Here is an 11,309-nt window from a genome sequence, read left to right as displayed (position 1 = left end):
ATGGATGCCTCTTGCCCAGGTTCAGTGTCATTGTCCCCGCGTACCAGGTTCAGGCGTACCTGCACGAGTGCCTGGAGTCGGTGCTCTCCCAGTCCTGTCCCGATCTGGAACTGATCGTCGTCGACGACTGCTCGCCGGACGCGTGCGGCGCGATCATCGACGAGTTCGCCGCCCGCGACGCGCGTGTACAGCCCGTCCATCTGCCGGAGAACGTCGGCCTGGGCCCCGCCCGCAACGCCGGAGTGGCGCGCGCCAGCGGCGACTACCTGCTGTTCCTCGACAGCGACGACACCCTCACGCCCGACGCGCTGCGCTCCATCGCCGACCGGCTGAAGGAGACCGGCGAGCCGGACGTCCTGGTCTTCGACTACGCGCGCACCCACTGGACGGGCGAGGCGGTCCGCAACCAGGCGGCCCTGCAGCTCAGCGAGGAGGGCCCGGCCCCCTTCCGCCTGGAGGACCGGCCGGGCCTGCTGAAGCTGCTGATGGTCGCCTGGAACAAGGCCTACCGGCGGGAGTTCCTCGAGGAGAAGGGGTTCGCCTTCCCGCCCGGCTACTACGAGGACACGCCGTGGACGTACCCGGTGCTGATGACGGCCGAGTCGATCGCGACCCTCGACCGCGTCTGTGTGCACTACCGGCAGCGGCGCATGGGCAGCATCCTGCGCACCACCAGTGAGCGGCACTTCGACGTCTTCGACCAGTACGACCGGGTGTTCGCGTATCTCGACGAGCGCCCCGAACTGAACCGGTGGCGGCCGGCGCTGTTCCGCCGCATGATCAACCATCTGGCGATCGTGTACTCCCGGCCGGACCGGCTGCCGCGCGGCTCACGGGCGGACTTCCTGCGCCGGGCCCGCGCCCACCACCGCCGCTACCGCACCCCCTGCCCGTCCGCGCCCCTGCGCGCCCGGGTGCACCACACCCTGATCCGCTTCGGCCTGCACCGCACCTACCGCACGCTGCATCTGACGGCGGCCCTGCACCGCGCCGCCGCCCGGACCTCCGGCATGCTGCTGCGCGGTCTGCGGACCGCCGCGCTCCGGGTCCACTACGGCGTCCAGCGCCGTCTGCCGGTGCGCGACCGGGCCGTCTTCGCCGCCTACGACGGCCGCGGCCACGGCTGCAACCCGGGCGCGCTGGAGTCCACGATCCGCGACCTCGCGCCGCACATCCGCACGGCGTGGATCGCCCGTCCGGAGCACCACCACGCCAGTCCGCCCGGCCCGCGCTGCCTCGTCCCCGGCTCCGCCGCCTACTGGACGGCGCTCGCCCGCTCCCGGTACCTGGTCAGCAACACCGACTTCGACGACCGCCTGGTCAAGCGCCGGGGCCAGGTCCTGATCCAGACCGGGCAGGGCACCCCGCTGGGGCACATCGGCCTGGACCTCCAGGAACGCCCGGCGGCGGCCCGCGGCCGGGACTTCGGCCGACTGCTCAAGGGCGTCGACCAGTGGGACTACGTGCTGTCCGCCAACCGCCACACCACCCTGACCCAGGAGCGCGTCCACCCCGGCCGCTACACCACGCTGGAGTACGGCTACCCGCGCAACGACGTGTTCCGGACGGCGACCGAGGCGGACGTGGCCCGGCTGCGCGCCTCGCTGGGCATCCCGGAGGGCACGGTGGCGATCCTCTACGCGCCGACCCACCGCGACTACCGCCGCTCCCAGCACCGCACGCTCGACCTCCAGCGGATCGTGCGCCGCCTCGGCCCGCGCTTCATCGTCCTGGCCCGCGCCCACCACGCCTACGGCGCCCCGCTGGCCACCACCCGCGGCCGGGTCGTCGACGTCAGCGACCATCCGAGCGTGGAGTCGCTCTGTCTGGCCTCGGACGCCCTGGTCACGGACTACTCGTCGCTGATGTTCGACTACGCCAACCTGGACCGGCCGATCGTGATCCACGCCGACGACTGGGAGGCGTACGAGGCCGCCCGCGGCACCTACTTCGACCTGCGGGCCTCCCCGCCGGGCGCCCTCGCGCGCGGTGAGGACGAGCTGATCGACATCTTCGCCACCGGCCACTGGCGGGGCTCCCGCTCGACCCAGCTCCGCGCGGCGTTCCGCGAGCGGTTCTGCGCCTACGACGACGGACGGGCCGCCGAGCGGGTCGTCCGCCGTGTCGTTCTCGGGGAGTCGGAGCTGCCGCCGGTCGTCCCGCTCGACGAGCGCCGTCCGGTGCCGTCGGCGGCGGCCTCGCTGACGCGCGAGCCGCTCACCACGGTGCCGCGGCCGGCCGGTCCCCCAAACGTCACCGACCACCTCTGAAGAGCCTCGAAGATCCCCGAAACCCCTCGAAGCGCTCGAAGCCCTCTACAGAAAGAGCAGAATGCCCCGCTTCAGCATCGTCGTCCCGTCCCATGGGGTCGCGGGCCGGCTGTCCCTGGCGCTGGACTCGGTCCTCGCCCAGTCGTTCGGCGACTTCGAGCTGATCCCGGTGTGCGACGCACCCGACGCACCGGCGGCCGACGTCGTCGCCGGGTACGCCGAGCGGGACTGCCGGGTGACGCCGGTGCACTCCCCGCCGTCGGCCGGGCTGGCCGGGGCGCGCAACACCGGGCTGCGGGCGGCCGTCGGGGGCCATGTGCTGTTCCTCGACGGCGACGACGTCCTGGTCCCGGGGGCACTGGCGGCGCTGGACGCCCGGCTGAGCGCGGTGGGCGACGTGGACGCGCTGTACTTCGAGCACGAGCGCGCCCCCTGGTGGGAGGGCGAGCCGACCAACCCGGCGGCACCTCTGCTGGCCAGGACACCGGACGGGGTCTTCTCCCCCGACCGGGCCCCGGAGCTGACGGGCGTGACGCTCCCGGCGTGGAGCGCGGTCTACCGCCGGGCCTTCCTCACCGAGCGGGACATCACCTTCCCCGGCGGCCACTTCACCGACGTCGGGTTCGGCGCCCTGGTCGCCCTGCGGGCGGAGCGGGTGGCGGCCCTGCGCGCGGTCGTCGTCCGGCATCTGCTGCGCCGGCAGGGCAACCGGCTGAACCTTCCGGGCGAGCACCACGCCGAACTGCTCGACCAGAGCGAGCTGGTGCTGACCCGGGCCGGGGAGCAGGGGCTGTCGGCGGACCGGCTGGAGCCGCTGTTCACGCAGCTCTTCGCCGCCGTGCTGAAGACGGCCGCCCACCCCCGGCGGCTGACGGGCGGGCGCCGTGCCTTCTTCCGCCGGGCGGGCGCGCTCTACCGGCGGCACCGTCCCACCGGCTACCGGGCCCCCGGCGGCAGCCTCGGCGTCCAGCACCGGCTGCTGGCAGCCGGTTCGTACCCGGCGTTCCGCGCCCTGCGCGCCGTCAACCAGCGGGCGCTGCGCGCCGCCGCGCTGCTTCCGCGCCCCCGGGGGCTGCGCACCCGGCTGCGCTACGCGGTGAACCTGCGCCTCCCCCTCGATCGGAACCTCGCCGTGTACTGCGCGTACTGGGGCCGCGGCTACGCCTGCAACCCGGCCGCGATCCACGCCAAGGCCCGCGTGCTCGCCCCGCATCTGCGCTCGGTGTTCCTGGTGGAGGCGGACGCGGTTCAGAGCCTGCCGAAGGACGTGGAGTACGCGGTCATCGGCAGCCGGAAGTACTGGGAGGCCCTGGCCCGCGCCCGGTACCTGGTCAACAACGCCAACTTCGCGGACGCCGTGGTCAAACGCCCAGGCAGCACGCATCTGCAGACCCAGCACGGCACCCCGCTGAAGACGATGGGCGCCGACCAGGCGACGTATCCCGTGGTGGCGGCGGCGACGGGGAGCTTCGCCAGGCTGCTGGCCCGGATGGACCGCTGGGACTACAACCTCACGTCCAACCGGCACTCCACCGAGATGTGGGAGAAGGCGTTCCCCGGCGCGCACGAGACCCTCGAGTACGGCTATCCGCGCAACGACGTCTACTACACGGCGTCCGCCGAGGACGTCGCCCGCGTCCGCAAGGAACTCGGGATCCCCGAGGGCAAGAAGGCGATCCTCTACGCCCCCACGCACCGCGACTGGGCCACCGGCTTCTCGTCCGGCCTGGACCTGGCCGAGTTCTGCGAGGCGATCGGCGACGACTGGGTGGTGCTGCTGCGCGCCCACTACTTCTACGACCGGGGGCCCGGCCGGAGCGGCGACCGGATCATCGACGTCACGGGGCACCGGTCCTCCGAGGACGTGTGCCTGGCCGCCGACGCGCTGATCACCGACTACTCGTCGATCATGTTCGACTACGCCAACCTGGACCGGCCGATCGTCGTGTACGCCGACGACTGGGACGTCTACCGGGAGACGCGGGGCGTCTACTTCGACCTGATGGAGTGCCCGCCCGGCCGCGTCGCCCGTACGCCCGAGGAGCTGGCGGCGGCCTTCACCGACGGCGGTTACGCGGACGAGTCGGCGACGGCCCTGCGGGCCGCGTTCCGGGAGCGCTTCTGCCAGTTCGACGACGGGCGGGCCGCCGAGCGCGTCGTACGCCGGGTGCTGCTGGGGGAGCCGCCCGAGTCGATCCCGCCCGTGACCCCGCTCGCGGAGCGCGTCCCGGCCCCCGCCGCCACCCTCGTAAGGAGCTGACCGAAGAAGTGCCCCGCTTCAGCATCATCGTCCCCGTCTACAAGGTGCAGGGCTTCCTGCGCGAGTGCCTCGACTCGGTGCTCACCCAGTCGTACGGCGACTTCGAGGTCATCGCCGTGGACGACCGCTCCCCCGACGGCAGCGGCGCGATCCTCGACGAGTACGCCGCCCGCGACGCCCGGGTGCGGGTGCTGCACCTGCCCGAGAACGTGGGCCTCGGCCGGGCCCGCAACGCCGGGCGGGAGCGGGCGGCCGGCGACTACGTCCTGTTCCTCGACAGCGACGACCGCTGCACGCCGGGTCTGCTGGCCGCCGTGGCGGCGCGTCTGGAGACGACCGGCGACCCGGACATGCTGGTCTTCGACCATGTGCGCACCCACTGGTGGGGCCGGGGCGGGCGCAGTGATTCGGCGGACCTGCTGGCCGAGGCGGGCACGGAGACCTTCCGCGTCCGGGAGAGCCCGCAGTACCTGAAGCTGTTCCTGGTCGCCTGGAACAAGGCCTACCGGCGCGCGTTCCTCGAGGAGCACGGCCTGGAGTACGCGGCGGGGCTGTACGAGGACGCGCCGGTCACCTACCGGTCGATGGTGCTGGCGGACCGTATCGCCTGCCTCGGCCGGATCGGCGTCGAGTACCGGCAGCGCAGACAGGGCGCGATCACCAGGACGCCGGGGCGGCGGCACTTCGAGATCTTCCCGCAGTACGAGGGCCTGTTCGCGTTCCTGGAGCAGCGCCCCGACCTCGACTGGGCGCGCCCGCTGCTGCTGGAACGGGCGCTGGACCACATGCTGTTCGTGCTGGCCCGCGAGGACCGGGTGCGGCCCGCGGACCGGGGCGACTTCTACCGCGAGATCCGCTCCTTCCACCGCCGGCACCTCCCCGAGGGCGGCTTCCCGGAGCCGGACGGCTGGCGCGGGGTCGAGACGCGGCTGCTGGCGTCGGCGCCCTACGCCTCGTACGCGGCGGTGCGGCGTCTGCGGGACCTGCGCGCGAGTGCCCTGGGCCGGAAGCGGCGGGTGGTGCGGAAGGCGTCGGGGACCGCTCTGCGCACCTGGTACGCGGCCCAGTCGAAGCGCCCGCTCGATCCGCACCTCGCCGTCTACTCGGCGACCCACCACCGGGGCGTGTCCGGCGACCCGGCCGCGATCCACGCCAAGGCCAGCGAGATCGCCCCGCACATCCGGGGCGTATGGGTGGTCCGGGAGGACGCGGTGGACGCGCTGCCGCCCGGCATCGACCATGTGACACCGGGCTCGCGGCGCTACCACGAGGTCATGGCACGGGCCACGTACTGGGTGAACAACGTCAACTGGCCCGGCACCCTGGCCAAGCGGCCCGGCAGCGTCCACATCCACACCCACCAGGGCACCCCGCTCAAGTACATGGGCGCCGACCTGCTGACCAAGCCGGGTGCCCGGCACGGCTTCGACGTTCCGCAGATGCTGCGCCGGGCCGACCGCTGGGACTACAGCCTGGTCGCGGGCCTGCACGCCGAGCGGGCCTGGGAGCGGGCCTACCCGTGCCACTTCACCTCGCTGCGGACCGGCAGCCCGCGCAACGACGCCCTGGTCGGCGCGGACCCGGAGCGGGGCCGGGAGGTGCGCGAGCGGCTCGGCATCCCCGACGGTGACACCGTCGTGCTGTACGCGCCGACCCGGCGCGACTACCGCAAGGGCGGCCATGTCGACCGGTTCGACCCGGCCCGGTTCGCCGAGGACCTCGGCCCCGGCCACACCCTCGTCGTCCGGCTGCACCCCTCACTGGCCGGGGGTGTGGCGCGCGGCCTGGGGCTGGCCGAGCTGCACCGGCGGGGCGTGCTCGTGGACGCGACCGACGAGCCGCATGTCGAGGACGTGCTGCTCGCCTCCGACGCGCTGGTCACCGACTACTCGGCCCTGATGTTCGACTACGCCCTCCTGGACCGGCCGATCGTCGTCCACGCCGACGACTGGGGCGCGTTCGCGGCCAGCCGGGGCGCCTACTTCGACATCACGGCCGACGCGCCGGGCCATGTGTCGCGCTCCTACCGGGAGCTGGCCTGGCTGTTCGCGTCCGGCACCTGGCAGGACAGGGAGGCGGAGCGGCTGCGGGCGGGCTTCCGGGAGCGGTACTGCGAGTTCGAGGACGGGCAGGCGGCCGAGCGGGTCGTACGCCTGCTGATGCTGGGCGAAGCGGGCGGTGCGCCGCTGCCCGCGGCCCGCCGGACCTCCGGTGCCGGTGCGAGGTCCGAGGCGCTGGTCGAGCGATGAGAACACCCGCCACCCCCGAGGCCGTCCCCTCCCTGCCCGGCCAGCGGGCCGCCTCGGCCCGGCCGCCGGCCGCCGCCCAGCGGCCGCGGCCGGTGCACTGGTGGCACGCGGCCCTGGTCGCCGTGCCCACCGCGGCCCTGTTCGTGCTGGGCTACCGACGGCGCTGGATCTGCGACGACGGGCTGATCTATCTGCGTCCGGTCCGGCAGATCCTGGCGGGCAACGGGCCCGTGTTCAACGTCGGAGAGCGGGCGGAGAGTTCGACCGGCACCCTGTGGCAGTGGCTGCTGGCGCTCGCCGCCTGGGTCACCGGCGAGGACCCCGCGTTCCTCGCGGTCGGGCTCGGGCTGCTGCTGAGCGCCGCCGGGTTCGGGCTCGCCCTGTACGCCACGTGCCGGCTGCACCGGGGCGCGAGGCTGCTGCTGCCGGCGGGGGTGTTCGTGCTGCTGGCCGTGCCGCCGTTCTGGTCGTACATGACCTCGGGTCTGGAGAGCGGCCTGGGCGCCTTCTGGACCGGCCTGTCGTGGTGGCTGCTGACGCGCACCCGGCGCGGGCAGGAGACCCGGCCGGTGTACACGGCCGCCTTCGTGTTCGGGCTGGGGACGCTGGTCCGGCCCGATCTCGCGGTGGTCACGGCGTGTTTCCTGGCGGCGCAGTGGTGGGTGCTGCGCCCCTCCCGGCGGGGCACCGCCGCGATGCTGGCCTCGGCGGGAGCGCTGCCGCTGGCGTACGAGGTGTTCCGGGCGGGGTACTACGGGATCCTGGTGCCGCTGCCCGCCATCGCCAAGGAGGCGAGCGCCAGCGACTGGAGCCGGGGCGCCGGATACGTACAGGAGACGCTCGGGCCGTACTGGCTGTGGCCGGTCGTCCCCGTGCTCGGCGCGCTGGCCGTGCTGCTGGTGCGGCGCACCCGCCGGGAGCGGCGGTACCGCGCCCCCGGGCGGACCTCGCTCGCGGTGGTGCTGGCTCCGCTGGCCGCGGGCCTGCTGCTGTCCGCGTACGTCATCCGTGTCGGCGGTGACTACATGCACGCGCGCATGATCCTGCCCGCCCTTCTGCTGCTGCTCCTGCCGGTGCTGGTCGTCCCGGCGAACCGATTCACCGGCGTGGCGAGCGCGCTGCTGCTGGTGTGGCTGTGCGCGGCGGTCAGCCCGCTGCGGACGCCGTTCGACGTGCGGAGCACGCCCGCCTCGTTCAATGTGCGCAGCTCCGACGTGGAGGCCCTCGGCGACCACAACCCGGTGCGCACCGGCACCTGGGTGGCCAACTGGCCCGCCCTGCCGGAGGCGCGCGGCATGCTCGCGCAGGCCGTGCGGGCGCCCGGGCCGACGCTGCTGTACTTCGACGCCGGGCGGCGGCTGCACACCACACCGATGCGGCCGGACTCCCGGTACCACGTGGTGATCGTGGGCCGTCATCTCGGCGTCACGGGAGCCGCGGCGTCGCTCGACGCCTACGTCAACGACGCCTGGGGGCTGGCCAGTCCCGTCGGCGCGCATCTCGCGCTGGAGCGGTGGAGCTGGCCCGGGCACGAGAAGTTCCTGCGCAACCACTGGGTCTTCGCGGAGTGGGCGGCACAGCGTCCGCCGGAGCGGGATCTGCTGCGGGCCGGGGCCTCCCTGGAGACGGTGGTGGCGGCCCGGGCCGCGCTGGACTGCGGCGAACTGGCCGAACTGAGGGAGTCGGTGCGGGCGCCGCTCACCGCCGAGCGGTTCTGGCGGAACCTCACGGGGTCCGTCGAGCGGACGGGGTTCCGGTTCGCGCGCTGGCCCGCGACGGCGGAGAGGGCGCTCTGCGACTGACCCGATGAGGTGACCCGGGGTCAGGGCACGCGCGGGGGCGGGAACATCTGGCGCATGCCCGCCCCCACCTCTGTGAGCGCCTCGGTCCTGGTCCGGCGGACCGTGCGCGGTGCGACGGCGCTGCGCGGCGGGCCGATGGGCCGTCTCACCCCGTACCGGCTCTTCGGCGCCCTGTTCTGGCTGGTGATGACGCTGGCGTACTGGCGGGTGCCGCTGTGCTGCGACGCCGGGCTGCACGCGGCGGTGGTGGAGCGGCTCCAGGCCGATCTGCTCCATCCGGCCCACCCCATGGCCGACCTGCCGGGCGAGGGCAGTCCGTACTACGGCCCGTACGCCGTCGCGCAGGGCGCCCTGGCGCGGCTGACGGGGCTGTCCGGCTGGGGAGTCCTGAAGCTCGCCGGGCCCGTGCATCTGCTGGTGCTGCTGACGGGGCTCGGCCGTTTCGTGCGGACCCTCACGCCGCGTCCCTGGGCGCCGGTACTGGTCCTGCTGTTCATGACGCTGCTGTGGGGCACGGCGCGGATCCCGGGGAGCGGTCACCTCGATCTGCTGGCGATGACGACGAACCTGGGCCATCCCTCCGCGCTCGCGATCGGGCTGACGCTCTGGGCGTGGGCCTGGACGGCGACGCGTGCGCGTGCGGACGCCCCCGTGCGGTTCGTCGGTCCGAGCGGGCTCGGCGGCCGGGCGGGGTACGCGGGGCTCGGCGCCCTGTACGGGCTGATCCTGCTCACCCATGCCGTCACCGCGACCTCGGCGCTCATCGGCGCGGTGGCGATCGTGGCGTCCCGGCAGCGCGGATGGCGCCGCCCGGTCGTGGCGCGCTGGGCGCTCACCGGGGTGGTCTGCGGGGCGGTCGCGGTGGCGTGGCCGTACTACGACGTGCTGGATGCGGTGAGCGGGACGGGCGGGGACGCGGGCGACCTGCGGCTGTACGAGGAGATGTTCGCCGGCTCCTGGCTGGCGCTGCTCGGGCTGCCCGCGCTGTGGGTGCGGGCGCGCGGGTCTCTTCGTGATCCGCTGGTGCCGATGTTCCTGCTGGAGTGCCCGCTGGTGGCGTACGGCCTGCTGAGCGGGCACTTCGCGTACGCCGCTGCCCTGTGGGCCGTCCTGCTGCCGCCGCAGTGCGCGCTGGCCGTGGAGCTGGCGGCGCCCCGGCCCTGGCGGCGGGCCCGGAAGGTGCTGGGCGGGGTGGCGGCGGCCGGGGTGTGCGCCGGGTTCGTCACCGTGCACGCCGGGGCTGTCGTGCCGCGCTCGGTCGACCCGGTGGGGTTCGCACAGCCCGTGCGCCGGCCGGCGTACGACTGGGCGGCAGCGCACATCGGGCCGGGCGAGGTGGTGATCACCGACGGGTACCGGGCCGGGCAGTCCCTCGCCGGGTACGGGCCGAACCTCGTCGCACCCGTGCGGCCCGACCCGGCCCTGGACGAGCGGGAGCGGGAGCGCCGGGCGGCCGACGTGCGGGCCTATCTGGCCCCTGGTTCGACCCGCGCCGGGCGTGCCGCCGTCGTCCGCCGCTACCACGTGCGCTGGCTGCTGCTGACGCCCCGGCACCCGCTGCCCGAGGAGGCCGTGGTGGTGGCGTGGAGCAGGGAGACGGGGGAGGTGCTGGCGCGGGTCGGGGATGGAGCGCCGGTGCCTACTCGATGACGAGGTCGACCTCGATGTTGCCGCGGGTGGCGTTGGAGTACGGGCAGACCTGGTGGGCCTGCTCGACCAGCTTGCGGCCGGTCGCCTCGTCCACGCTGTCGGGCAGCTCGACGCGGAGCGTGACGGCGAGGCCGAAGCCCTCGCCCTGCTTGCCGATGGAGACCTCGGCGGTCACGGCGGCGTCGCTGACGTCGACCTTGGCCGCGCGGCCGACGAGGCCGAGGGCGCTGCCGAAGCAGGCGGCGTAACCGGCGGCGAAGAGCTGCTCCGGGTTGGTGCCCTGGCCGTTGCCGCCCAGCGCCTGGGGCATGCCCAGCGCGAGGTCGAGCGTGCCGTCGGAGCTGACGGTGCGGCCCTCGCGGCCGTGGGTGGCGGTGGCGACAGCGGTGTAGAGCGCGTCCATGGAAATCTCCCTCTCGCATCACGTTCCGGCGGCCGCTTCCGGTCCGCCTGACAGCCATGATTAGAGCACACAATTAAGTTGTGCGCAATTGAATCGCGGGTCCGAGCTACCCTGGAGCCATGAACACGCCGGACGACGACTGGCTCCGCCTGGACCAGCAGATCTGCTTCTCCCTGCACGCGGCCTCCCGCGCCTTCAACGGCGTCTACCGCGTGATCCTCAAGGACCTCGGGCTCACCTACCCGCAGTACCTGGTGATGCTGGTGCTCTGGGAGCAGGGCGAGCTGCCCGTGAAGAAGCTCGGGGAGCATCTGCGCCTCGACTCCGGCACCCTGTCGCCGCTGCTCAAGCGGCTGGAGGCGGCCGGTCTCGTGCGCCGGGAGCGCAGCGCGCGCGACGAGCGGTCGGTGGAGGTGCGGCTGACCGAGGAGGGCACGGCGCTGCGCACGCGGGCGGTCCGGGTGCCGCGCCGGATCGCGGGCGCGACGGGCTTCGACGCGACCGAGGTCCGCGCTCTGCGGGCCCGTCTCGACGAGCTGACGTCGGCGCTGGACGCGGCGGCGCTCTCGGAGGTGCCGGGGGACGAGCGGTCACCGTCGCAGTCGTAGCCCCAGTCACAGTCATAGCCCCATAGGGCGTTTTATCGCTTTCGCGGCATTCATCCGACTTACGATC

Annotated in this window: 7 protein-coding genes; 6 read left to right on the top strand and 1 reads right to left on the bottom strand. The window is 73.8% G+C overall.

What is annotated here, in order from left to right; genetic code table 11:
• Positions 1-11 precede the first annotated feature (11 nt).
• The 5 genes from KJK29_RS23110 to KJK29_RS23090 all read left to right on the top strand — a co-directional run bounded on the left by KJK29_RS23110 (position 12) and on the right by KJK29_RS23090 (position 10,231).
• Entirely contained in the window at positions 12-2,270 is a 2,259-nt protein-coding gene (locus KJK29_RS23110) for a bifunctional glycosyltransferase/CDP-glycerol:glycerophosphate glycerophosphotransferase (RefSeq protein WP_215121049.1), read from the top strand.
• A 61-nt stretch (positions 2,271-2,331) separates the two neighbouring features.
• On the top strand, positions 2,332-4,530 hold the full coding sequence (locus KJK29_RS23105) for a bifunctional glycosyltransferase/CDP-glycerol:glycerophosphate glycerophosphotransferase (RefSeq protein ID WP_215121048.1): 2,199 nt from the start codon (positions 2,332-2,334) through the stop codon (positions 4,528-4,530).
• 8 nt (positions 4,531-4,538) lie between these two features.
• The gene (locus KJK29_RS23100) at positions 4,539-6,779 is read left to right on the top strand and encodes a bifunctional glycosyltransferase/CDP-glycerol:glycerophosphate glycerophosphotransferase (RefSeq protein WP_215121047.1); all 2,241 of its coding nucleotides are present in this window, start codon (positions 4,539-4,541) and stop codon (positions 6,777-6,779) included.
• Entirely contained in the window at positions 6,776-8,581 is a 1,806-nt protein-coding gene (locus tag KJK29_RS23095; RefSeq protein ID WP_215121046.1) for a hypothetical protein, read from the top strand. Before KJK29_RS23100 ends, KJK29_RS23095 begins: the two co-directional genes overlap by 4 nt.
• Positions 8,582-8,653: 72 nt before the next feature.
• Positions 8,654-10,231 carry a hypothetical protein gene (locus tag KJK29_RS23090; protein ID WP_215124417.1) on the top strand — a complete coding sequence of 526 codons (1,578 nt, stop codon included), beginning with the start codon at positions 8,654-8,656 and terminating at the stop codon, positions 10,229-10,231.
• Here KJK29_RS23090 and KJK29_RS23085 read toward each other — a convergent pair.
• On the bottom strand, positions 10,221-10,634 hold the full coding sequence (locus KJK29_RS23085; protein WP_215121045.1) for an organic hydroperoxide resistance protein: 414 nt from the start codon (positions 10,632-10,634) through the stop codon (positions 10,221-10,223). The two genes, KJK29_RS23090 and KJK29_RS23085, sit on opposite strands and share 11 nt — an antisense overlap.
• Positions 10,635-10,753: 119 nt before the next feature.
• Between KJK29_RS23085 and KJK29_RS23080 the strand changes: the two genes are divergently transcribed.
• Positions 10,754-11,242 carry a MarR family winged helix-turn-helix transcriptional regulator gene (locus tag KJK29_RS23080; RefSeq protein WP_215121044.1) on the top strand — a complete coding sequence of 163 codons (489 nt, stop codon included), beginning with the start codon at positions 10,754-10,756 and terminating at the stop codon, positions 11,240-11,242.
• The last annotated feature ends 67 nt before the right edge of the window (positions 11,243-11,309 follow it).

It is taken from the genome of Streptomyces koelreuteriae (assembly GCF_018604545.1).
GTDB classification, from domain to species: Bacteria; Actinomycetota; Actinomycetes; order Streptomycetales; family Streptomycetaceae; genus Streptomyces; species Streptomyces koelreuteriae.
This window is presented reverse-complemented; position numbering and strand designations above follow the sequence as displayed.

Coding starts and splice junctions, on each gene's coding strand:
- KJK29_RS23095 (WP_215121046.1), top strand. CDS start 6,776: ATGAGAACACCCGCCACCCCCGAGGCCGTCCCCTCCCTGCCCGGCCAG.
- KJK29_RS23085 (WP_215121045.1), bottom strand. CDS start 10,634: ATGGACGCGCTCTACACCGCTGTCGCCACCGCCACCCACGGCCGCGAG.
- KJK29_RS23105 (WP_215121048.1), top strand. CDS start 2,332: ATGCCCCGCTTCAGCATCGTCGTCCCGTCCCATGGGGTCGCGGGCCGG.
- KJK29_RS23080 (WP_215121044.1), top strand. CDS start 10,754: ATGAACACGCCGGACGACGACTGGCTCCGCCTGGACCAGCAGATCTGC.